Origin of the sequence: Synechococcus sp. A10-1-5-1 (assembly GCF_023115425.1) — a bacterium.
GTDB lineage: Bacteria > Cyanobacteriota > Cyanobacteriia > PCC-6307 > Cyanobiaceae > Vulcanococcus.
In genome coordinates this window covers 1,595,797-1,618,913 of the sequence record NZ_CP096032.1, presented here as the reverse complement: position 1 = coordinate 1,618,913, position 23,117 = coordinate 1,595,797, and the positions used below count along the sequence as shown (strand labels likewise).

Sequence of the window (23,117 nt, the reverse complement as noted above, 5' to 3'; positions counted from 1 at the left end):
CCTCAGCCAGCCCGCCGGAGATAACCAACCAGCCAGACCAGAACAAAGGCCAGCACAGAAATCCCGAGATAGATCAGGGTCCAGCGCTGCAGATCCTCAATACTCAGACCATTGAGCAGGCCATCGGCTGCATCACCGGCAGTGGCGTAAGCAAACGGAGCGAACAACAGCACGGGCACGCGGCGATGCAAGATCGCGCAAGTCTCTCGTCTCCGCAGCGGCCATGGCCAGCTCCAACTTCCCCCGCACCTTGATGCTCCTGGGCAGCGGTGAATTGGGCAAAGAGGTGGCCATCGCCGCTCAACGTCTGGGTTGCCGCGTGATTGCGGTGGATCGCTACGCCGGAGCCCCGGCCATGCAAGTGGCTGATGTGGCCGAAGTGGTGCCCATGACCGACCCGGAGGCCCTGAAGGCGGTGGTGCGTCAGCACCAGCCCAATGTGCTGATCCCGGAAATTGAAGCCCTGGCTGTCGATGCCCTGGCAGAACTGGAAGCCGATGGCACCACCGTGATCCCCACAGCTCGGGCCACGGCCGTCACCATGAACCGCGATCGGATCCGCGACCTGGCCGCCACGGAACTGGGGCTGCGCACTGCCCGGTTCGCCTACGCCAGCAGCGCGGAAGAGTTGGCGCAGGCCGCCGCCCCCCTCGGTTGGCCCGTGGTGGTGAAGCCGGTGATGAGCTCCTCGGGCAAGGGCCAGAGCGTGGTGGAGGGACCGGAAGGCATCAACGCCGCCTGGGAGGCCGCCATGGCCGGGGCCCGGGGCAGCGGCGCCCGGGTGATCGTCGAGGAGTTCCTGCACTTTGAGCAGGAAATCACCCTGCTGACCGTGAAACAGTGGAACGGTCCGACCCTGTTCTGCCCGCCGATCGGGCACATCCAAGAGCGCGGTGACTACCAGTGCAGCTGGCAACCCGCCCAACTGGAGACGGAGCAATTGGCCGCCGCACAAACCATGGCGCGGGAGGTCACGGACAACCTGGGGGGAGCCGGAATCTTTGGCGTGGAGTTCTTCGTCTGCCGCCGCCCCGATGGCAGCAGCGAAGTGGTCTTTTCCGAGCTCTCGCCCCGGCCCCATGACACAGGCCTGGTGACCCTGGCCGGTCAAAACCTGAGTGAGTTCGAGTTGCATCTACGGGCCGTCCTCGGACTGCCCATCCCTGAGATCCGCTCGGAGGGAGCCGCCGCCAGTCGCGTGATCCTGGCCGAGCGCCAAAGCCACAGCGTGGCCTTCAGCGGCCTTGAGGCAGCCCTCGCTGAAACCGATGTGCAGGTGCTGTTGTTTGGCAAACCCGACTCCCGCCCCTTCCGCCGGATGGGGGTGGCCCTAGCCCGCGGCGCCGACCTGGACGAGGCCCGCCAAAAAGCGGATCAAGCCGCCGGCAAGATCCAGGTGATCTAGAGGCCCAAACCCCTCTAGCACCAAGGGATAACGCGAGGTACCTTGCACTCATCTGAGTGCGTTATGTCCCCCGCCCATTCCAATCCCCGGCGCCAGGCGCGCAATCCGCAACGGGACCCCAGGCGGGGGAAAGCGGATCTCCAACCTGCTGAACGCCGCGGTCGCCGCGACAACGTTGCGCAGCTCGACAGCCGGCGACCAACCGCGACTCCAACCAAGCCAGCGTCCAAAACCGCCAAGCGTCGTCAGGGGCTCCCACGCCTGCCCCTGTTCGTTGCCGGCATTGGCCTGGGGTATGCACTCCACGGGCTTCCCGCCATGGTGCTGGGAGCCTTTGATCAACCCAAGCAACTGATCGGAGCGCTCGTCGCCCCAGTGGCCTCTGGCGATCGCCGCATCGTCGTGCTGGGTACAGACGACGTCAGCACCAACACCGACGTGATGCTGACGATGCATCTCGACGAGGGCCGCACCAAGCTCACCCAGGTGCCCAGGGACACCTTCATCGACTCCGAGCGCTACGGCGTGATGAAGGCCAATGCCCTCTACAGCAGCGGCGGCCCAGAGATGGTCAAGACGGAGCTCAGCAAGCTTCTCTCCGCCAAGGTCGATCGCTATCTGGTGCTGAACCTCAACGCCGTGCAGCGGCTGGCGGACGCCATCGGCGGAGTCGAGGTCGACGTACCCAAGCGGATGGCCTACGTCGACAACAGCCAAGGGCTCTACATCGACCTCTATCCCGGACGACAACGACTCCAGGGGGATGCTCTCGAAGGATTCCTGCGCTTCCGCAACGACCAACTCGGCGACATCGGCCGGATGGAGCGGCAAAAACTGGTCCTGGCTGAGGTCTTCCGCAAACTGGCGAACCCAGTCATGGCCACCCGGCTTCCCGAGCTGATGGAGATCGCGGGCAAGGACATGCGCACAGACCTATCGCCCATCGACATGGGCAAGCTGATCACGGCCATGGCCACCACCCAACTGGCCTCCAACCGGGTCAAGGGGGTCCCCTTCTGGCACCAGGACATCAGCTATTGGATGCCCGACAGCAACCCGAATCGCCAGAACTACATCAGCCAGGACCCAGACGCACTGCTGCCTTAACGACTCAAGAAGCGGTAGTGATCTAAGCCCTCCAGCACGCCCCAGGCTTGAGGCCTGGAGGCAAAAAATACCTTCGGGCGACGACGCAACTGATCGAGGGAGTGGTCGTGTTCGCAGGCCACCAGGCCAAGGGAGCTGCCGTTGAGCAATTCCGCATCGCCCTGCTGAGCCGCTACCACCAGCACTTGATCTAGGGGTAAGCCCCAGTTCAGGCAGAGATGGCGAATGGCATCCGCCTTGGACGCCCGCATCGGCAACACATCCAAGAACCAGTGGTGGAAGAGGTGAGCTCGGGCCTCCAAACGGTGTTGGCGAAGCCGTTGCCGCACCATCTCGAGCACACCAGCGGTGGGCTCCTCCAGGGTGTAGCTGACCTTGTAGCTGCCTTGGTTGACGGCCGGTTGCAGGGTTAGGCGGGGGCTCAGGCCTTCAAGCACCTGCTCCACCCGTTCGCGCTGCCAGCCCTGGGCAATGTGCTGCTGCCAACTCGCATCGGGCCGGCCCTCGGAACCAAACCGCAGGTCCGCCCCTGCCTCCAGGATCCAGACCTGGGGCTCTGGCAAATGCAATTCGGCAAAGCGAAGCCGGGCTGAAGCGAAGTGGCGGCCGCTCAACATGCCAATGCCGCATTGGGGATCGGCGGCGAGCCGTCGGCGGAGATCCTCCAGACCAGCTGGCTGCGCCGATTGCAGGCAAACGTCGAGATCCAACAGCAGCAGCCGTTGCACAGGAGGGGCTTGAACCTGAGCGGTTTCGGCCGATGCCGGTATGCCCAGCCCAGTGCGGTGCTGCGCCATCCAAGCAGCGGAACGACGTTCGGCTTCCCCCAGATAGCTGCAGACGTGGGCATCCCAACTGAAATTGCGGCTGATCGCCTCGATGCCGTTATCGCGCCAGCGGCGCCATCTCTCCAGGTCGGCGCCCGCCTCCTCCAGGGCTTGCTGGAGCACATCGAGATCGGTGACATCCGCCAACTGACCGTTGGCACAACGCTGAAGAATGTCCCGGGGACCTCCGTCATCGGTGGTCACCAACGGCAGTCCACAGGCCGCCGCCTCGAGCAGGGTAAGGCCAAAGGGCTCCGTCAGAGCTGGGTTCACAAAGATCCCGCAGCGCTGCGCCGCCCAGCGGTAGATCGCAGGGATCTGCTCACCCCGATGCTGCTTGGGATAGGCGACCTTGCCGTAAAGATCGAAGCGATCAACCAGCTCAAAGATCTGCTGGAACTGATCCCGCTGTTGCTTCTCCAACGAGCGGGGGTCCTCACGGCAACCCAGCACCAACACCAAGTTGTGGCGCTCCTGCAACAGGGCCGAGCGGCCATAGGCCTCCACCAGGGCCGGAACGTTCTTACGCCGGACCGCGCGGCAAATCGTGAGCAGCGGTGACTTGTGGGGCTCCCGCAGGAAGGGCTCCATCAGAGCCTCCACATCCGAGGCCTCACCAGGCATCGCCACGGGATGGAAGCGCTGGGCATCCACCCCAGGGGGCACCACCGCGGCCTGCTCCGCCTCAAAGCGGTTGTAGCGGGCGTACTGCTGCTGGGCCTCCTGCTGAGTGCTGGTGATCACCAGAGCCGATTGGGCTAAAGCCCGCTCCTCCGCATCGATGCGGCGACCGATCGCATAGGTCTGCTCGATCTGCTCATGGGTCAACCCACCTTCGAGCAACCGCCGCTGTTTCTCACGGCCCAGGGAGTGACCGGTAAACACCAACGGGATGCCGAGCCGCTGGGAGACCAAGGCCCCCACATAACCGGCATCGGCGTAGTGGGCATGGATCCAATTCGGTCGCTGCGGCTGAGCCGCAATGTGTGCGGTGACGGCATCAGCCATCTCATCGAGATAGGGCCAGAGCAGCTCCTTGCGCAGATAGCGCCGCGGACCGCAGGGGAGGCGAACGATGTTGGCTCCACCGCCCAAGGGCTCATGGGCCTGGGCGTAATCGGGGGAGACCCGCTTGTCCTGAATCAGACGGGTGACGACGTCGATGCGATTCACCTCAGGGCGAGCCGCTAATCCCTTCGCCAGCTCGAGCACATAGGTGGTCTGTCCACCGGTATCCGCATCACGGCCAAGCTCCAGGTCATGGCCGCGGAACAGGCCATGCAGATGGAGATGGAGCAAGTAGTAACCCATTCGCCTCCTCGGCGATTAGCTCACCTTTAGCCGTGATTCCAGAGCTGAAGTCGAAAGAAAAGGGAAAGATCAAACCCGCCTGGTTGCGAGGGTTTCGCTGACTTATGGCTTCCCCACAAGCTTTTGGCGTAGCCCTTTAATGCGATCGCGCAGGTTGGCCGCCTCCTCAAAGTCAAGATTCTTGGCCGCCGACTTCATCTTGTCCTCCAGTTGTTGAATCAGTTCGGGCAAGGAATCCAGCGGCACATCGTTGTGCTCGGCCTGCTCTGTGGCCTGCTCCAACTGCTCATCGTTGAGGCGCCTGGAGACCTCCAAGAAAGCCAGGATCGAGTTACTACCCCGCTTGCCTGCCGGCGTCGGGGTCACCCCATGCTTCTCGTTGTAGGCCTGCTGAATCGCACGCCTGCGCTCGGTTTCCGAAATGGCTTTGGCCATCGAATCGGTCAGGTTGTCGGCGTAGAGCAGGGCGACGCCTTCCACGTGTCGAGCCGCCCGGCCGATGGTCTGAATCAAGGACCGCTCTGCCCGTAGGAAGCCCTCCTTGTCCGCATCGAGAATCGCCACGAGGGAGACCTCGGGCAAATCCAGGCCTTCCCGCAGCAGGTTGACGCCCACCAGCACGTCGTACTCACCGTTACGGAGGTCCTGGATGATCTCGATCCGCTCGATTGAATGGATCTCAGAGTGGAGATAGCGAACCCGGACACCGTTCTCAGCGAGGTAGTCGGTGAGGTCTTCCGCCATCCGCTTGGTCAGGGTCGTGACCAAGACCCGCTCTTTCTTCTCCGCACGGATGCGAATTTCACCCAGGAGGTCATCGACCTGGCCATCGGTGGGACGGACCTCGACGACGGGATCCAGGACCCCGGTCGGACGGATCACCTGCTGCACCACTTCGGTATCGCTCTGCTTGAGCTCCCAATCGCCGGGGGTGGCGCTGACAAAGATGCTCTGCCGCGCCTTCTCCCAGAACTCATCGCCTTTGAGCGGGCGATTGTCCGCAGCGCTCGGGAGCCGGAAGCCGTGCTCAATCAGCACACCCTTACGGGCTTGGTCGCCGTTGTACATCGCCTGAAGCTGGGAGCAGGTGACGTGGGACTCGTCCACCACCAACAACCAGTCCTTGGGGAAGTAGTCGATCAAGCACTCCGGCGGGGTCCCTGCCTCCCGGCCCGCCAGATGGCGTGCATAGTTTTCAACGCCATTGCAGTAGCCGACCTGCTCGAGCATTTCCAGGTCGTAGGTGGTGCGCTGCTCGAGGCGCTGAGCTTCGAGCAACTTGCCCTGTTCGTTGAGCACATCCAGGCGCCCCCGCAGCTCCGAGCGGATGGCCTTAATCGCGTCTTCCAGGCGCTCCTTCGGGGTGACGAAGTGCTTAGCCGGATAGATGCTGATCGATTCGAGGCTCTGCAGGATCTCCCCCGTGGTGGGGTCCACATAGCGAATGGCCTCGACCTCATCGCCGAAGAGTTCGATCCGCACCAGGCGGTCCTCATAGGCCGGGCCGATCTCGAGCACATCACCCCGCACCCGGAACCGTCCGCGCGAGATCTCCAAATCATTGCGGGAGTACTGGTTGTTGACCAATTCCCGTAGGGAGCCGCGCAGGTTGAGGGTTTCACCCACCTCAAATTTGACGGCGGCCTTGAGGTACTCACTCGGAATCCCCAGGCCATAAATACAGCTGATGGAGGCGACGACAATGACATCGCGACGCTCAAATAAAGAACGCGTTGCGGAGTGCCGCAGCATGTCGATCTCTTCGTTGATCGAGGCCGTTTTGGCGATGTAGGTATCGGAGACGGGCACATACGCCTCCGGTTGGTAGTAGTCGTAGTACGAGATGAAGTACTCAACGGCGTTCTTCGGGAAGAACTCCCGGAGCTCATTGCAGAGCTGGGCCGCCAGGGTTTTGTTGTGGGCCAACACCAGAGCCGGTCGACCGGTCTTGGCGATCACATTGGCAATGGTGAAGGTCTTCCCGGTTCCCGTCGCCCCCAGAAGGGTCTGGTAACGCTCGCCTGATTCCACGCCAGCCACCAGCGCTTTGATCGCCTCGGGCTGATCCCCCTTGGGCTCATAGGGAGCGTGGAGTTCAAACGGGTTAGGCATCAAGACATTCTCGGACAACCAACCAGACGGCGTGGATGCCCAAACGACAAAAAACCCATGCCCCGAAGGGCATGGGTGAGATCAAACGAGGTTGAGCGCTGCGCTTCAGACCGCAGCCTTGACGGAGGCGCCCAGGGCTTCGCGCAGCCCGCGGACCACGGCAACCATGGCCAGCTCATCGTTGAGCTTGTTGACGGCGGAGCCCACACCCACGCCAGCGGCGCCGGAGGCGATCGCCATCGGCACGGTGACCGAAGACAGACCGGAGGCACAGAGCACAGGGACAGCCACAGCGCGGCTGATGCTGTGGGCGGCAGCCAGGGTGGGGGCGGCCTTCTCGATCAGGCCGAGGCTGCCGGCACTGAAGGGCTTGGCGCTGGTGCCACCTTCGGTCTGGATGATGTCAGCACCAGCGGCCACCAGATCAGCGGCGAGCTGCTCCTGCTGATCGATGGGCAGCACGTGGGGAACGGTCACGCTGAGGACAACCTCGGGCAGCAGTTCGCGGGTGCGGCGGGTGATGGAGAGCACCTCCGCGGCATCAAAGATGCGTCCCAGGGGATAGAAGGCGTCGTAGTTGCCGATCTCGACCATGGCAGCGCCGGCGGCCACAGCAGCAGGGAACAACTCAGGATCGACGGCGCTCACGCAGATGGGCAGGCCCGAGACCGAAGCAGCCAGCTGGACCAGCTCGGCGTCGCAGGCCACGTCGATCAGATCAGCACCACCGAGACCAGCCGCGCGACTGATGCGCTCAACGCTGGCGGCGTCAAAGTTGGTGAGGCCAGCAATCACCTTGAGAGCGCGCTTCTCGCCCAGGGCCATGCGAAGGGAAGCGGGCAGCCGATCGAGGCGGGACATGCCAGTACAGATGGATTTTTGCGATTCTCACACGCTGAGCCGGGGCGATTCAGGCTGGGGCCATGGCTGAACGCTGGAGTGATCTGCATCGGCGCCTGCACCAGCAGTTGCTCCACCAGCGCGATCTGCTGCCCGAGGGAGAGCCCTTGCTGCTGGCGGTCTCCGGCGGCCAAGACTCCATGGCCCTCACCGGTCTGCTCAGCGACCTGAGGCGGCTGCACCACTGGCCCCTGCAGCTCTGGCATGGCAACCACCGCTGGCGTCCCGAGGCCGAGCAGCAGGCCCAAGAGCTCCAAAGCTGGGCCCAAGGCCAAGGCCTGCCGATCCAGATCGACTGCTGGGCCCAGCCGCAGACGGATGAAGCGTCGGCCCGCGCCTGGCGCTATGGACAGCTCCAGACCCTCGCCCAGGAACTGGGTTGCCTCAGGGTGGTCACGGGACACACCGCCAGCGACCGCAGCGAAACGGTCTTGCTCCAGCTCGCCAGGGGCAGCCATCGCCGCGGCCTCTCCAGCCTGAGGCCCAGGCGAACGCTCGGCGGCAGCATCGAGCTGGTACGCCCACTGCTGGGGTTGACCCGCAGCGACACCGCCCAGATCTGCCGGCAACTGGCCTTACCGATTTGGCTCGATCCAAGCAACAGCGACCCGCGCTATAGCCGCAACCGGATTCGCCATGAGGTCCTGCCGGTCCTGGAGGAGCTGCACCCCGGAGCCAGCGGACGGATCAGCCAACTCAGCGAACGGCTAGCCCAGGAAGAAGAAGGCTGCGACCAGTTGCTGGATCTCGCCCTGACCAACCTCAAGAGCACAACCGCCCAGGCGCAGCCGGCCTTGCAGCGTCGTCCGTTCACGGCCCTAGCCCGCAGCAATCAGCGGCAGCTGCTGAACCGCTGGCTCGCCGCACAGGACATCAGCCTGGGCAATGCTGAGCAGTTGGAGCACCTACTCAATCGCCTTCCACCACACCGCGGCCCGGGCCAGTGGGACCTCAGCCGCGGGTGTTCATTGCAGTGGAACCGCGATCTGATCTGGCTGGCGCACTCCCAGCGCAGCCAGCCTGTGCAAAACGACCTAAACCAGGGCGGGAGCAGCGCAACGCCATGAGTAGCGCCAGCGGAGATGACTACGGAGCCATCGAACGGGCCTATGGAGAAGGACGCTTCGCTGACGCGCTCCAAAGGGCCGAACAGCTGCTGGCGGAGCTGCAGAAGTCAGACGCCAATCCAGAGGCTGAGATGGCCCTGAGCAGGCTCCAACTGCTCACAGGCCACATCCATCTCTACGGGCTAGGGCAACCCGAGGACGCCCAGACCTACTACCGAGCCGTGACCAGCAGCGCAGCACCCTCAACCCTGGTGGACCTGGCGGAAGCCAGTCTCAAACGCTGCAAACAGCGCCCGACCTCTCAACCCAATCCCAAACCCCAACGAGCTCAAGGCGCAGCGAACAGCGCCGATCTCCCAGCCACCCCGTGGCTGAGCCAACTGAGTGAACCCCAAGAGGCCCTGACCGCCCTGCAGTCGGCTTCGGTGCCCGGATCGCCAGCGACTCCCTGGGGTGAAAACACGCCGAACGAGCAAGCCACACCGACTGATTCGGAGCCCGTTGAGAACGAGACACCAGCGGAAGCCTCCGACGAGGTGGAGATCTTGGTTGAAGCTGCAGAGCCTGAAACCAGCCCCCCTTGGCCCGACTACAGCCAAGGCAACCTCGTGGTGGAGCTGCCCCAGAGCACTGACCTCCCTCCAAGCGAAAACCGCCCCCAGCACCCCCTGAATCAAGGGCAAAGCTGGAGACGGTTCTTCAGGCTGAGGCGGCTCTAGGGCCGCTTCAGAGCTCAGCTCGCGGCGGAGCGGCGGCGGCGGGTCCGGCCGCTGAATTCAGGCTCCTCAGGCTTGGCGGCGGCGGCAGCAGCAGGGACAGCCTTGGCAGCTGCCACCGGTGCGGGAGCAGAGGCAGGTGCGGCTGACGCTGCCGCACCCACGGGAGCTAGCTCACGACGGGGGGTGCGATCGCGATCCCGGTCGCGGTTGCCATCACGGTTGCCGTCACGGCGACCACGGGGAGCCGGACGGGTGTCGGGCTCGGCGTCTGCACGTCCCTTGTAAGCCGGGGTGCCACCAGGCGCGGGCTGAACCAGACAGATGATCAGCGGCTCGACCTGCAGTTCGCGGCGCAGGCGACGCTGCAGGCCCACCTCGATTTCCCGCTGAACGCCCATCCAGTCGACCTCAGGGGCCTTGCCGCCGGTGTTGCGGGAGAGCTGCTGCCAGCGGTTCTCCAGCACCCAGGTAATTTCCCGTTCAGTCCAGAGGCTGAGCTTGCGTGGATCGGCTGCGGTCACCACACCACGCAAGTTCACCCGAGGCGGAGCGGCCATCACACCATCGGTGCTGATCACGGCCAGCATCGTGATCACGCCGTCATCGGCGAGCTGCTGACGCTCTTTGAGAACGCGGGCATCGACGATCCCATTGCGGGAGGCATCCAGCAGCTCGATGCCTGCCTTCACAGGCTCGCCCTTCTTGAGGGAGTCGGCCGTCAGCTCGACGACGTCACCGTTGTCGATGATCAGCATGTTGTCGGCCGGAACGCCCATGGACTGGGCGGTCTTGCTGTGGCAGACGAGCATGCGGTGCTCGCCGTGAACCGGCACAAAGAACTTGGGACGGGTGAGGGCCAGCATCAGCTTCTGGTCCTCCTGGAAGCCGTGGCCGGAAACGTGGATGCCCTCGCCCTTGCCATAGACCACCTTGGCGCCCAGCATCATCAGCCGGTCGATGGTGTTCACCACAGAGATGGTGTTCCCAGGGATCGGGCTGGCAGAGAAAATGATCGTGTCGCTGCTCTTGACCTGCACCTGTGGGTGCTCGCCGCGGGAGATGCGGCTTAGTGCGGCCAAGGGCTCACCCTGGCTACCGGTCATCAGCAGCAGGGTTTCGCGATCGGGCAGATCACGGATCTGCTTGATCGGAACGAACAGATCATCCGGAGCGCGCATGTAGCCCAACTCACGGGCCTTGGCGATCACGTTGAGCATGGAGCGGCCGAGCAGGCCGACTTTTCGGCCGTTCTTCATGGCCAGCTCCAGGATCATCGCGACGCGATGGATCGAGCTTGCAAAGGTGGTCACGATCACCCGGCCTTCGGCCTGGGCGATATGGCGATCGAGGGCCGGGAAGACCGAGCGCTCAGGGGGACAGAAGCCAGGGACTTCAGCGTTGGTGGAGTCGCTAAACAGGCAAAGAACGCCCTGCTCGCCGTAATGGGCGAGACGGGCCATATCAAAGGTTTCGCCGTCGACCGGGGTGTGGTCGAACTTGAAGTCACCCGTGAAGATGATTGTCCCCACCGGGGTGGTGATGGCCAGCGAGAAGCTGTCCGCCATCGAGTGGGTGTTCCGGATGAACTCCACCGAGAAGTGCTGGCCGACCTTCACCACGTCCCGCGGACCCACGGTCTGGATGGTGGTGCGATCGGTGACACCGGCCTCCTCCATCTTTCCCTGGAGCATCGACATGGCCAGCCGAGGGCCATGGATCACAGGGATATTGAAGTTCTTCAGGTGGTGCGAAATGCCCCCGATGTGGTCCTCGTGACCGTGGGTCACGATCATTCCGCGGATGCGCTTCTGGTTCTCCTTGAGATAGCTGGTGTCGGGCATGACGACGTTCACGCCATGCATCCCATCGCTGGGGAAGGCGAGGCCCGCATCCACGAGCATGATGTCGTCGCCGTACTCGAACACGCAGGTGTTCTTGCCGATCTCGTGCAGGCCGCCGAGGGGAATCACCCGCAGGTGGGGCTGCTTAGCGGCGCCGTTACGGCCAGGGGTTTGAGAAGTCATTCAGAGAAAGGGAGGCGGCTGAGCCGCATTGGGTCAAAACGTTGAAAGAGGGGTTGCTCAGCAACAGGTCAGGTCGGCCTTGGCGTCAAGTGGGACGCAGGGCTGCCAGGACGGAGGTGAGTCGATCGCGCACATCGCTTGAAGCAGAAACCAACGGAAGCCGTGGGGCACCAACGGACCAGCCGCTCAGTTCCAAAGCAGCCTTCACGGGAATGGGATTGGTGGTGCAGAACAGGGCCTTGCACAGGGGCAGCAGTTGCTCGTGCTCGGCCAACGCTGCGCTGAATTCACCGGCCAGGAAAGCCTGAACCATGCGCTGGATCTGATCGCCTGCAACATGGCTGGCCACGCTGACCACGCCGACCGCACCGACGGCCATCATCGGCAGCGTCAAAGCGTCATCGCCGCTGTAGATCGCCAGACGCTCGCCGCACACCGCGCGCAGAGCACTGACCTCCTCGGTCGTGCCGCTCGCCGCCTTAAAGCTGACCACGTTGGGGAGATCCATCAACCGAGCAGCGGTCTCTGGATTCAGGCTGCAACCGGTCCGGCCAGGGATGTTGTAGAGCATCAGCGGCGTCTGGGGAGCCGCCTGGGCCACGGCCCGGAAATGGGCCTCCAGGCCCTCCTGGGGAGGCTTGTTGTAGTAGGGCACCACAACCAAGGCGCCATCGGCCCCCAGGGCGGCCGCTTCACCAATGGCCTCTACGGCCTCGGCGGTGCAGTTGCTGCCGGTGCCGGCCAACACCTTGGCGCGGTCACCAACGGACTCTTTGACGGCTGAAAACAGTTGGTGTTGCTCATCCCAGCTGAGGGTGGGCGATTCGCCGGTGGTGCCGCAAATCACCAGGCCATCGGAACCGTGATCCACCAGATGGCTAGCCAACTTGGCCGCCATCGGCAGATCCACAGAACCATCGGCCGCAAAGGGGGTGATCATCGCGGTGATCACACGACCAAAGGGGGCCGGGGAGTGCGCGCCTGGGGTCAAGGAAGGGCTCATGCGGAGACTCCTGCCGTGGCCTGAGCCGCAGCGGCGGCCACCGGATCAAGCAGCAACTCAGCAATCTGGATCGCGTTCAGGGCAGCCCCCTTGCGGATCTGGTCACCACAAAGCCAAAGCTCGAGGGCGTTGGGTTCGCTCAAGTCCTGGCGGATGCGGCCTACGGCCACAGGATCCCGTCCCGTGACATCCGTGGGCATCGGGAAGCGGTTGGAGCTGAAGTCTTCAATCAGCTCAACGCCCGGGGCGTCCTGGAGCAACGCACGGGCTTCATCCACGGGGAAGGGCTCGCAGAACTCAATGTTGATGGCCTCGGAATGGGCCCGCAGGACCGGAACGCGAACACAGGTTGCCGAGACCCGGAGGTCGGGCAAACCCATGATCTTGCGGGTTTCGTTGACCATCTTCAGCTCCTCTTCGCAGTAGCCGTTGCCCTGAAGGGGGGAGTTGTGCAGGAAGAGATTGAAGGCCAAGGAGTAAGGCAGAACGCTGCTCATGGGCGTCCCTCCATCGAGGACCGTGCGACTGAGTTCACTCAGCTCCTCCATGGCACGGGCACCCGCACCACTGGCCGATTGATAGGTGCTGACCACCACCCGTCGCATGGCCCGGCGCGCCGCCAAGGGCGCCAGGGCCAGGGTCATCAAAATCGTGGTGCAGTTGGGATTGGCGATCACCCCTTGATGGCGAAAGGCCTCGTGGGGGTTGACCTCGGGAACCACCAACGGCACACCCGCATCCATCCGAAAAGCGCTGGAGTTGTCGATCACCACCGCCCCAGCGGCAGCAGCGACGGGGGCCCATTGCTTCGAGACAGAGCCACCCGCCGAGGCGAGGACCACATCAACACCGGCAAAGGCCTCAGCCGTGACGGGCTGAATCATCAGAGCCTGACCGTTCCACTCCAGGGTTTGACCGGCTGAGCGAGGTGAGGCCAGCAGGGTGAGCTGCCCAACGGGGAAGGACCGCTCCTTGAGCAAGGTCAGCAGCTCTTGGCCAACGGCACCGGTTGCCCCGAGGACAGCGACATGCAGAGGACGGTTGGGCAGCGAACGAACGTCGGTGGAAGTCAACGGAGGTGCAAAAAGAAGTTGAGCTCGATGGCCTGAGATCTGAACTGGGCCTCAGCAAGAAGCCAGATCTGTCAAGCGGAGGGGGAGCAGTTAGAGGAACGCCGAGTCTTGAGCGCCAATTAAGAGATGGAGGTCAGAGGAGAAAAGGAGTGAAGCGGCAAATCAACGGGTAGTGCGATCGACGAGCCCAATACCGAGGAAAGCGAGCGACGGCGCATCCCGGGAAAGACGGATGCACGACTTGCAACATCTGTGCGGGGCCTGAGCAGACACCGCGACAAAGCTCTTCAGGTCACTGGTTCTTGTTAAGACAATACGCCGCCAGGGCCGACCTCGAACAGGCCTGTTGGAGCTCGTCACAGGTGACTACTTAGGATCGTGGGCTGCCCTAGCCGACTGTTCGGCCCGACGTCTCGATCGCATCCATGAGCCCTGCCGCTAGCACCGCCAGCAAAGCCACTGCCAAACAGGCAGACCTGAAGCTGAGCACCAGCGCCCGTCCCGGCAGCCGAATGGCGATCGAGATTGCCGTTCCTGGGGAGCGCACCCAAGGAAGCCATAACGCCGCCGTTGAGAAGCTGAGCCGCAGCGTCAAACTCCCCGGCTTCCGCAAAGGCAAGGTGCCCCGGGCCGTACTGATGCAGCAAATCGGCCCTCTGCAGATTCGGGCGACCGCGCTCGAGTCCCTGGTGGACAGCGTTTTCAAAGACGCCCTCAAGCAAGCCGACATCCCGGCCATCGGCCAACCCGCCCTCGACGGCGGCTTCGAATCCCTGCTCGAGCGCTTTGAGCCCGGTCAAGAGCTCACCTTGACCCTCGAGATGGATGTGGAGCCCACTCCGACGCTCAAGAGCACCAAAGGCCTCAAGGCCGAAGCCGAATCCGTCAGCTTTGATCCGGCTCGCGTCGACGAACTGATCGAGCAGTCCCGCCGTCAGATGGCCACCCTGGTGCCGGTCGAAGGCCGAGCCGCCGCCTCCGGTGATGTGGCCGTACTGAGCTTCAAGGGCACCTACAGCGACAACGGCGAAGCCATCGAAGGCGGCAGCGGTGACGCCATGGAAGTGGAACTGGAAGACGGCCGCATGATCCCCGGCTTTGTGGAAGGGGTCATCGGCATGAAGGCAGGCGACAGCAAGACCATCGATTGCCAGTTCCCGGAGGACTACGCCCAGGAAGACGCCGCTGGCCGCAAAGCCAGCTTCGAAATCACCCTGAGCGAACTCAAGGGCCGCGAACTCCCTGCCCTCGATGACGCCTTTGCCCAGCAAGCCAGCGACAAGCAAACCCTGGCCGAACTCCGCAGTGATCTGGAAACCCGCCTGAAGGAGGACGCCGAGCGTCGCCACCAGTCCAATCGCCATGACGCCCTGCTCGCCGCCCTGGTCGAGCAACTGGAGGTTGAACTGCCCGAGACCCTCGTCCAAGAGGAGATCGTCACCCTGCTCGAACAAACCGCTGGCCAACTCGCTCAGCAGGGAATGGACGTCAAGAAACTGTTCACGCCTCAGCTGATCCAGAGCCTGCGCGAGACCTCTCGCCCTGAAGCCGAGGAGCGCCTCAAGCGCAGCCTGGCCCTCAAGGCCCTGGCCTCCGCCGAGAAGCTAGAGCTCGAGACCAGCGAAATTGACGCCAAGGTCAAGGAACTGAGCCGCGGCTTCAGCGACAGCTCCCGCATTGATCCTGACCGCCTGCGCCAGGCGGTTCAGGAAGACCTGATGCGCGAGAAGCTCCTGGGTTGGCTGGAGAGCAACTCCACCATCACTGAGAAGGCGGCTGAGGCCGGCGAGGACCAGCCCAAGGCCAAGGGCACTGCCAAGAAAAAAGCCAAGGCTGACGACGCCAAGGCGGCCACCACCGAGGCCTGATCCCCATAGATTGGCCGGACTGACTCCAGTCCGGCCGAGTGATCAACGCCAGCACTGCTCATCCAATCCAGAACCGCTGGCTGGGCCAAGGGCCCCATTCGTCGATTTTCACGGGTCCGTCCGCTGCCCCGGGCGTGCTCCCCACCGTGGTTGAGCAGTCCGGCCGAGGCGAACGGGCCTTTGACATCTATTCCCGTCTCCTACGGGAGCGAATCATCTTCCTCGGGAGCGGGATCGACGATCAAGTCGCCGACGCTTTGGTCGCCCAGCTCCTGTTCCTGGAGGCTGAGGACCCTGAGAAGGACATTCAGATCTACATCAACTCCCCCGGTGGGTCGGTGACGGCTGGTCTGGCGATCTACGACACCATGCAACAGGTCGCACCTGACGTCGTCACCATTTGCTACGGCCTGGCGGCTTCGATGGGTGCCTTCCTGCTCTCGGGCGGCACCAAGGGCAAGCGACTGGCGCTACCCAATGCGCGGATCATGATCCACCAACCCCTGGGCGGCGCCCAGGGCCAAGCCGTGGACATCGAGATCCAGGCCAAAGAAATCCTGTATCTGAAGGAGACCCTCAACGGCCTCATGGCTGAACACACCGGCCAACCGTTGGACAAAATCGCGGAAGACACCGACCGCGACTACTTCCTTTCCCCGGCAGAAGCGGTTCAATACGGCCTAATCGATCGTGTCGTCACCGATACGACCCCGGTTTGATCCTTAAGGACGGCTGACGAAGCGCTGGATCGCACCGATCCTGAAGTTTCGGGACACCGCCCCGAAGCCCTCCCGCTCCACGCCGCCACAGCCCTTGCCCGATGGCCAAGTTCGACGCCCACCTGAAGTGCTCGTTCTGCGGGAAGTCGCAGGATCAGGTGCGCAAACTGATCGCCGGCCCTGGCGTCTACATCTGCGACGAGTGCATCGATCTCTGCAACGAGATCCTCGACGAAGAGCTGGTTGAAGGCCATGGTGCCGGCGCTGGCCGCCAACCCCAGGAAGCCAAAGGCAAAGCCCCCGCCAAGAAAACCAGCAAACCAGCTCCGACACTGGCGGAGATTCCCAAGCCCCAAGAGATCAAGGCCCACCTCGACGGCCAGGTCGTGGGGCAAGAAGAAGCGAAGAAGACCCTCTCCGTCGCGGTCTACAACCACTACAAGCGCCTGGCCTGGCAAGGCGACGGCAAGGGTGAGAGCAACGAAACCGCCACCAAACTGCACAAGAGCAACATCCTCCTGATCGGACCCACGGGTAGCGGCAAAACCCTGCTGGCTCAGACCCTGGCCGAGCTGCTGGATGTCCCCTTCGCCGTGGCCGATGCCACGACCCTCACCGAGGCTGGCTACGTCGGGGAGGACGTCGAGAACATCCTGCTGCGGCTTCTACAGAAGGCTGACCTGGACGTCGATCAAGCCCAGCGGGGAATCATCTACATCGATGAGATCGACAAGATCGCCCGCAAGAGCGAAAACCCATCGATCACCCGTGATGTCTCAGGGGAAGGGGTTCAGCAAGCCCTGCTGAAACTGCTCGAGGGCACCGTGGCCAACGTCCCCCCCCAAGGGGGTCGCAAGCATCCCTATCAGGACTGCATCCAAATCGACACCAGCCAGATCCTGTTCATCTGCGGTGGCGCCTTCGTGGGCCTCGATGATGTGGTCCAACGCCGAATGGGCCGCAATGCCATCGGCTTCATGCCCGAAGGCGGACGCCGCGGCCGGCAGAGCAAAGATCAACAGGCCGCTCAGGTCCTCCGCCACCTGGAGCCCGATGACCTGGTCAAGTACGGCCTCATTCCCGAATTCATTGGTCGCATGCCGGTCAATGCCGTGCTCGAGCCCCTGGATAGCCATGCGCTGGAGGCCATCCTCACCGAGCCCCGTGATGCTCTGGTGAAACAGTTCCAGACCCTGCTGAGCATGGATGACGTGCGGCTGGAGTTTGAACCCGGGGCCGTTGAAGCCATCGCCGCCGAAGCCCACCGCCGCAAGACCGGTGCCCGGGCATTGCGCGGGATCGTCGAAGAGTTGATGCTCGATCTGATGTACGACCTGCCCTCGGACAAGAGCACCAAGGCTTTCACCGTGACCCGAGCGCTGGTGGAGGAGCGCACCCAAGCCAAAGTGCTGCCCCTTCCCGGGAGCGAGCCCGCGCAACAGGAATCGGCCTAGGGCCCCATGGCTGCCGCTGATCACCTTCAGGTGCCGCGGCGGCACGGCCTGTTCAATCATCACGGCGTCGACCTCGGAGACGGCAGCGTCGCCCACTACCTCGAAGGCCGCGAGATTCTGCGCAGCCCCCTCGAGGAGTTCAGCCGCGGCCAACCCCTCTCGGTGGTGTCCTATGCCGAGGGTGACTGCCTGCCGGCAGGGCAGACCCTGCGCCGTGCCATGGGGCGCCTGGGGGAGCAGAACTACAACTTGCTGTTCAACAACTGCGAGCACTTCGCCCATTGGTGCAAAACCGGACGACACCGCAGCGCCCAGGTTGAAGAGGCTCTCCAGGCCGGCAGCTGGGGAGCCTTAGCACTCGGACAATTCATGCCGGCCGCCGTCCTGACCGGCGCCAAGGTGCTGCTACGTCAAGGCCTGCGCCTGGAACCCAGCCAGCTGGAGAAGGGACGTGAACTTGTCAGGCGCAGCCTCGAGCAACTCGATGCCCTGCGGTTGAAGCTGCAAACCAAATTGGAAACCGAGCTGGCACGGGCCGAGGAGCGCTGGGGCCACGGAGACGCACAGCCCCAATTTCAACGCCTGCGCCTGGCCGCCCAAACCCTTGCGGATCAGCTCAGTGAGGTGGAGGAGATCGAAGCCGAGCTCGAGCAACTCCTGACAGATCGCCAGCAGGATTCAAACCCGAACACAGGGGTCGAGGGCCAGTAGCCTCCAGCCATGCCGGCCGCCTACCAACCGCTCCACCACAAGTACCGCCCTCAGCGGTTTGACCAGCTTGTGGGGCAGGAGACGATCGCCGCGACCCTTGGCAATGCCCTGCGCTCCGGGCGAATTGCGCCCGCCTACCTCTTCAGTGGCCCGCGCGGGACCGGGAAAACATCCAGCGCCCGGATCCTGGCGCGCTCCCTCAATTGCCTGAGCTCAGACGGCCCGACGCCAGAGCCCTGCGGCACCTGTGAGCTCTGCACCTCCATCGCCAACGGCAACGCCCTCGATGTCATCGAGATCGACGCCGCCTCCAACACGGGGGTCGACAACATCCGCGAGCTGATTGAACGCTCTCGGTTCGCCCCGGTTCAGGCCCGCTGGAAGGTCTATGTGGTGGACGAGTGCCACATGCTCTCCACCGCAGCTTTTAACGCCCTCCTGAAAACCCTCGAGGAACCGCCCCCGCGGGTGGTGTTTGTCCTAGCGACCACTGACCCACAACGGGTCCTCCCAACGATCCTCAGCCGCTGTCAGCGCTTCGACTACCGGCGGATTCCCCTGGATGCTCTTGAGCAGCACCTGTGCTGGATCGCCGAGCAAGAAGACATCCAGATCACGCCGGAAGCCCTCCATGTGGTGGCCCAGCGGGCGCAGGGGGGTCTACGGGACGCCGAAAGCCTGCTGGATCAGCTGAGCTTGCTGCCAGGCCCCGTCGAGCCGATGGCGGTCTGGGAATTGCTCGGAGCCGTGCCCGAGCAAGAGCTTCTGCAACTGGCTCAGGCCCTGGCGGGGGCCGAGCCACTCGGGGTGATTGAAGCGATCCGCAACCTGCTGGAACGCGGCCGTGAGCCCGGGGCGGTCCTGCAGGGGATGGCCGGCCTGCTGCGCGACCTGGTGCTCGCCGGCGTCGCCCCCGACCGCCTGGAACTCACGAGTTTCTCGCCGCAGACCCGAGGCGAATTGCCGACTCTCGCCCGCAGCCTCGGCAAAGCGAAATTGCTGCGCTGGCAAGCCCAACTCAAAGGAAGCGAGCAGCAACTGCGCCAGAGCGTTCAACCCCGGCTCTGGCTCGAGGTTCTCTTGCTGGGTCTGCTGGCTGAACCCGCCGCCCAGGCCACCGCCACCACCACCGCGGCGAGCCAACGGCCGGCTGCGGCCATCAGCGCGCCCACACCGGCGGCGCCCCCTACCGCTGTCGCTCCAGTCCCAGCCTCACCTGCTCCGGCAGTACCCGCTCCCGCCCCGCCGGCCCCGGAACCCGCCGTCCAGGCAACTTCAGCAGCGGTTCCCGCCCCAGAGCCTGCAGCGGCACCAAGCGCCGAGGCACCCGACCTGGCCGCCCTCTGGCAGCAGATCTTGGCAGGACTGGAGCTGCCCTCCACCCGGATGCTCCTCTCCCAGCAAGCCTCTCTAGCCCGCCTGGACAATCAGCGCGCGGTCGTCCAAGTGGCCGGCAACTGGACCGCCATGGTGCAGAGCCGCTTGCCCCTTCTGGAGAAAGCGGTCGCCTCGGCTCTGGGCAGCCCCAGGCAGGTTGTTCTGGAAGCCGGTGCCGCTCCGCCGCCTCAAGCCGTGCCAGCAGCAGCCAGCGAATCAACTCCTGCACCCCAAGCCCCGGTCAGAGAAACACCAACGCCGGCGAGCCAAACCCCTGCCGCTACGGCAGCTCAGACTCCTGCTCCAACGCAGACCGCACCAACCGCTGCACCAGCACCCGCACCGGCGCCACAGTCACCCGCTCCTGAACCCAGCCCAGCCGTTGCAGCCCCGGCTCCAGCACGGCAGCCCCATGGGTTAATCGACGACCAGGCGAAGCGACTGGCTGATTTCTTTAACGGCGAAGTGGTTGACCTGCAGGACCCACTGCCGGAATTAGGAGACGATCAAGCCGCCGCTTGATCAGGGTCAGGCTCGGCACCCACATGCAGCGTCTTGGCCCAAACCAGGCGCTTCGGCAGCAACGCCATCCGCAGAGTGGTGTACGGGATCACCACAAACCAATGGCCCAGATAGGCGATACCCCAGGCCAGGTTGATCGGTCCCATCGAAGGCAAGTCCGGCCCCTCTGAGCGGCGCGAGCAGCCCACCAAGATCGCTCCACCCGAAAGACCAAAGGCCACGAACGAGAGGGGCCAGCTCAGGGGCGAGGTTCGCGTCATCAGCGCGGTCAGCGCATCGGCGGCGGCCATCACAGGCAAGGCGTACTGCAGCAGGAAAAAGCAGCTGAGATCAAGCTTGCGGACCACGGGCACCTCACTCCCGGTGAGCTGGGGCCAATAGTCGAAGAAACGCTGCAACCCACCCTCGGCCCAACGCTGGCGCTGACGCCAGAGGGCACTCCAGGCGGTCACGGCCTCCTCTTGCACGGGCGGGTCCCAGAGCAGGGCGACCGGTTGCTGCTGGACCAGCAGGCGGAAACTCAGATCGAGGTCATCGGTCACGGTGGCTTCGTTGAAGCCTTCGCAACTGAGCACCGCCTCGCGTTGGAGCAATTGACCATTGCCGCGCAGCTCCACGACTCCGCCTGAAAGCAGACGCCCCTGCTGAATGACGGCATCCAGGGCCATTTCCATGGCCTGGGCCCGGGTCAACCAGTTGAGGTCTGGATTCACCACGGACTTGCGCAGCTGAACGGCTGACCAGCCGCCCTGTTCGGCAAAACGGACCAGCCGCTCCAGCACATCTGGTTGCAACTGGGCATCGGCATCCAGCACCAGCAACCAACGCCCCTGCAGGTTGGGCAGCACCGCATTCAGCGCTCCCGACTTTCCGCCGCCGGCATCACGAGGACGGCGCAAGACCTGGAGCTGAGGGAAGCGGGCCTGGTATGCCGTCAGGACCTCTGGGGTCCGGTCTTCACTGCCATCGTCAACGATCCAGATCTTGAGACGGTCCGCCGGGTAGCTCAGGGCGGCCAGGCGCTCGACCAAGCGACCGATCACCGCCTCCTCATCGCGGGCCGCCACCACAAGATCAACCGCTGGCCAGTTCTCCAAAGCGGCAGGGCTCTCCGCCTGAGCGCCGCGGAAAGCAGGAAGAAAGACTGCGCGCAGGACGTAGAAACCCAGCAGCAAGGTCAAGGCCGTGGCAGGCCACAAGGCCTGAGCCGCCGGCAGCCCATGGGGCACTGCTGCCGCGGCGCAGCAACAGACGAGGAACAGGGAGGCCTGTAGTCGGCGCGCTCCTGTGGCTGTGCCCCCAGCGGCCATGGCGATCCCAAGGATGTGCGGACTCTAAGAGCCCCCCTTCAAAGCCCCTAATGACGGAAGGGGGACCAACTCCGTTCCCGGGTAGTAGTGCCGAAGGATCTGCTTGACGCTCCAACCGCGCCCACCCAGATCAATGGCGCCGGCTTGCGACAAACCAGCGCCATGGCCAAAACCGCCTCCCTCAAAGCGCCAAAGGCCCGCCCCGGCCGGTTCGATCACAAACAGGGTGCTGGGCAGGCGGCGCAGGGTGCGGCGGATGGCATCCCGGACCAGCACTCGCTCACCCAAAGGACCCCGGAGGGCCAAACGAACCACTCGGCCACTGGGGCCCCGCTCCAACACAACCGGTTGCACCGGGGATCCAACGGCAGCAGCTCCCGCACCGAGGGCACGGGCAAAGGTCTCCTGACCCAGGACCCGCTGCCAGCGGAAGTAAGGATGCTTTTGGCCATACACACCGGCGGTCGCGCCCAACACGGAGCGCACCTGCTGCCGCTGGGTTAAAGGCAAGGACAACCCCTGCGGTGCCCCCCCCGCCCGATCAAAGGCGGGTTCGAGATAGGGCAGCTCAGGCAAGGACCAGGCTTCGTCCTCATTGGCACTGACCCCACCGTTGCTGGCGTGATACACAGCATGAATTGGCTTCCCCTTCCAAGCCAGCACCTGGCCCTCGGTCGCTCGAATGGCCTGCTGCACCCCGGCCCGGGCCTGGCGTGGATCGCTGTAGACCTGACATTGGGTGTCGGAGCAGAGGTGATAGCCATCCAGGGCAAAGCGATGCTGATTGCCCAGAGCCCAGGTCCGAGCCAAGACCGCTTGAGCCGCCAGGGCGGCCGGCGGCGATCCGGCCCCGATCTCATGGGGGACAACGCCCTGGAGGTAGCGCTCGAGCGGCACCTCCTCCACCAGCGTCCAGCTCCCGTAAGCATCCGGCTGCAGGCGGAAAGGCCCCTGGAAAACACCGCCGTTCCAGCGCAGACCACCAGGGGCCTCAAGCCGAACCGGCCCCTGGAGATCCCTCCAGCCGTCGGGCCGTTGGACCTGCAGGGTCAACACCTCACTAACAACCTTTTCCTCAACCTTCGAGCCATACCCCGAAGGCACAGGCCGCTCGGGATCGGCCCAGACCTCCCACTCCCCTGGGTGGGCCACCACCGCCTCCACACCCAGACGACGCCAAGCCAAGGCGGCCTGCTCCGCCGTCTCAAAGCTGGAGAACGGCCCCAACACCCGACGGCGAATTGTCAGGGTCTCGGGCAGTGGCTGGGTTCTCCAGCGGAAAGAGAAGCGCTGAGCACTGCCGAGACGCCCGGAGGCATCACTGAGCTGCAACGTCGAGCCAGCTGCCACCAGCTGAAGAGGGGTCGCACCCAGATGGTCCGCCAGGGCCACCCAGAGCACCGGATGGGCCCCATCGACGACCGGCGGCGCGGGCACAGGCCGGTGGGTCAGGGCCTGGGCATCCGTTCCTTGGCATCCCGCCAGCAGACAGGATGCGGCGAGTGCCGCCGTAAAGGAACGCAGCATGGCCTGGCTAGATCCAGGTCAAACCCTAGGGGGAGTTGGCGGAAGGCACTCTGAAGTCTTAGTCTCATCGTTTGTGCACGA

General features: G+C 64.1%; 18 protein-coding genes. 9 read left to right on the top strand and 9 right to left on the bottom strand.

What is annotated here, in order from left to right; all coding sequences use genetic code 11:
• Nucleotides 1–2: 2 nt before the first annotated feature.
• Nucleotides 3–179: a cytochrome B6 gene (locus tag MY494_RS08660; RefSeq protein WP_247909852.1), complete on the bottom strand. Its 177-nt coding sequence runs from the start codon at nt 177–179 to the stop codon at nt 3–5.
• 44 nt (nt 180–223) lie between these two features.
• On the opposite strand from MY494_RS08660, the gene purT reads away from it, so the two are divergent.
• Both purT and MY494_RS08650 read left to right on the top strand, forming a co-directional pair.
• The gene (gene purT / locus MY494_RS08655) at nt 224–1,405 is read left to right on the top strand and encodes a formate-dependent phosphoribosylglycinamide formyltransferase (protein ID WP_247909851.1); all 1,182 of its coding nucleotides are present in this window, start codon (nt 224–226) and stop codon (nt 1,403–1,405) included.
• Nucleotides 1,406–1,468: 63 nt separating this feature from the next.
• Nucleotides 1,469–2,512, top strand: coding sequence for an LCP family protein (locus tag MY494_RS08650; RefSeq protein WP_247909850.1), 1,044 nt, complete (start codon nt 1,469–1,471; stop codon nt 2,510–2,512).
• On the opposite strand, the gene MY494_RS08645 is transcribed toward MY494_RS08650, so the two are convergent.
• From MY494_RS08645 to MY494_RS08635, 3 genes are all read right to left on the bottom strand, one after another.
• Nucleotides 2,509–4,650: an HAD family hydrolase gene (locus MY494_RS08645; RefSeq protein WP_247909849.1), complete on the bottom strand. Its 2,142-nt coding sequence runs from the start codon at nt 4,648–4,650 to the stop codon at nt 2,509–2,511. The genes MY494_RS08650 and MY494_RS08645 overlap by 4 nt on opposite strands.
• Before the next feature lie 102 nt (nt 4,651–4,752).
• On the bottom strand, nt 4,753–6,762 hold the full coding sequence (uvrB, locus tag MY494_RS08640) for an excinuclease ABC subunit UvrB (RefSeq protein WP_247909848.1): 2,010 nt from the start codon (nt 6,760–6,762) through the stop codon (nt 4,753–4,755).
• A 105-nt stretch (nt 6,763–6,867) separates the two neighbouring features.
• Nucleotides 6,868–7,623 (bottom strand): DUF561 domain-containing protein, encoded by a 756-nt coding sequence (locus MY494_RS08635; RefSeq protein WP_247909847.1) that lies wholly within the window; start codon nt 7,621–7,623, stop codon nt 6,868–6,870.
• A gap of 62 nt (nt 7,624–7,685) precedes the next feature.
• Between MY494_RS08635 and tilS the strand changes: the two genes are divergently transcribed.
• Entirely contained in the window at nt 7,686–8,729 is a 1,044-nt protein-coding gene (gene tilS, locus MY494_RS08630) for a tRNA lysidine(34) synthetase TilS (protein WP_247909846.1), read from the top strand.
• Nucleotides 8,726–9,448: a hypothetical protein gene (locus MY494_RS08625; protein WP_247909845.1), complete on the top strand. Its 723-nt coding sequence runs from the start codon at nt 8,726–8,728 to the stop codon at nt 9,446–9,448. The genes tilS and MY494_RS08625 overlap by 4 nt, the downstream gene beginning before the upstream one ends.
• A 14-nt stretch (nt 9,449–9,462) precedes the next feature.
• Here the strand turns inward: MY494_RS08625 and MY494_RS08620 are convergent, their stop codons facing one another.
• The 3 genes from MY494_RS08620 to MY494_RS08610 form a co-directional block, all read right to left on the bottom strand.
• Nucleotides 9,463–11,472: a ribonuclease J gene (locus MY494_RS08620; RefSeq protein WP_247909844.1), complete on the bottom strand. Its 2,010-nt coding sequence runs from the start codon at nt 11,470–11,472 to the stop codon at nt 9,463–9,465.
• A gap of 85 nt (nt 11,473–11,557) precedes the next feature.
• A complete protein-coding gene (gene dapA / locus MY494_RS08615; protein ID WP_247909843.1) occupies nt 11,558–12,475 on the bottom strand; it encodes a 4-hydroxy-tetrahydrodipicolinate synthase in 918 nt (305 codons plus the stop codon).
• Entirely contained in the window at nt 12,472–13,548 is a 1,077-nt protein-coding gene (locus MY494_RS08610; protein ID WP_247909842.1) for an aspartate-semialdehyde dehydrogenase, read from the bottom strand. The genes dapA and MY494_RS08610 overlap by 4 nt, the downstream gene beginning before the upstream one ends.
• Before the next feature lie 425 nt (nt 13,549–13,973).
• On the opposite strand from MY494_RS08610, the gene tig reads away from it, so the two are divergent.
• The 5 genes from tig (at nt 13,974) to MY494_RS08585 (ending at nt 20,199) form a co-directional block, all read left to right on the top strand.
• Nucleotides 13,974–15,416 (top strand): trigger factor, encoded by a 1,443-nt coding sequence (gene tig, locus MY494_RS08605; RefSeq protein WP_247909841.1) that lies wholly within the window; start codon nt 13,974–13,976, stop codon nt 15,414–15,416.
• A 38-nt stretch (nt 15,417–15,454) separates the two neighbouring features.
• Nucleotides 15,455–16,135, top strand: a complete 681-nt coding sequence (clpP, locus tag MY494_RS08600) for an ATP-dependent Clp endopeptidase proteolytic subunit ClpP (RefSeq protein WP_247909840.1) — start codon at nt 15,455–15,457, stop codon at nt 16,133–16,135.
• Between the two features lie 101 nt (nt 16,136–16,236).
• Nucleotides 16,237–17,589, top strand: a complete 1,353-nt coding sequence (clpX, locus tag MY494_RS08595; protein WP_247909839.1) for an ATP-dependent protease ATP-binding subunit ClpX — start codon at nt 16,237–16,239, stop codon at nt 17,587–17,589.
• Nucleotides 17,590–17,595: 6 nt separating this feature from the next.
• The gene (locus MY494_RS08590; RefSeq protein WP_247909838.1) at nt 17,596–18,300 is read left to right on the top strand and encodes a lecithin retinol acyltransferase family protein; all 705 of its coding nucleotides are present in this window, start codon (nt 17,596–17,598) and stop codon (nt 18,298–18,300) included.
• 9 nt (nt 18,301–18,309) lie between these two features.
• Nucleotides 18,310–20,199, top strand: a complete 1,890-nt coding sequence (locus tag MY494_RS08585; protein ID WP_247909837.1) for a DNA polymerase III subunit gamma/tau — start codon at nt 18,310–18,312, stop codon at nt 20,197–20,199.
• Here the strand turns inward: MY494_RS08585 and MY494_RS08580 are convergent.
• Both MY494_RS08580 and MY494_RS08575 read right to left on the bottom strand, forming a co-directional pair.
• Nucleotides 20,184–21,509: a glycosyltransferase family 2 protein gene (locus tag MY494_RS08580; protein WP_247909836.1), complete on the bottom strand. Its 1,326-nt coding sequence runs from the start codon at nt 21,507–21,509 to the stop codon at nt 20,184–20,186. The genes MY494_RS08585 and MY494_RS08580 overlap by 16 nt on opposite strands.
• 24 nt (nt 21,510–21,533) lie before the next feature.
• A complete protein-coding gene (locus MY494_RS08575; protein ID WP_247909835.1) occupies nt 21,534–23,036 on the bottom strand; it encodes a SpoIID/LytB domain-containing protein in 1,503 nt (500 codons plus the stop codon).
• Nucleotides 23,037–23,117: the final 81 nt, after the last annotated feature.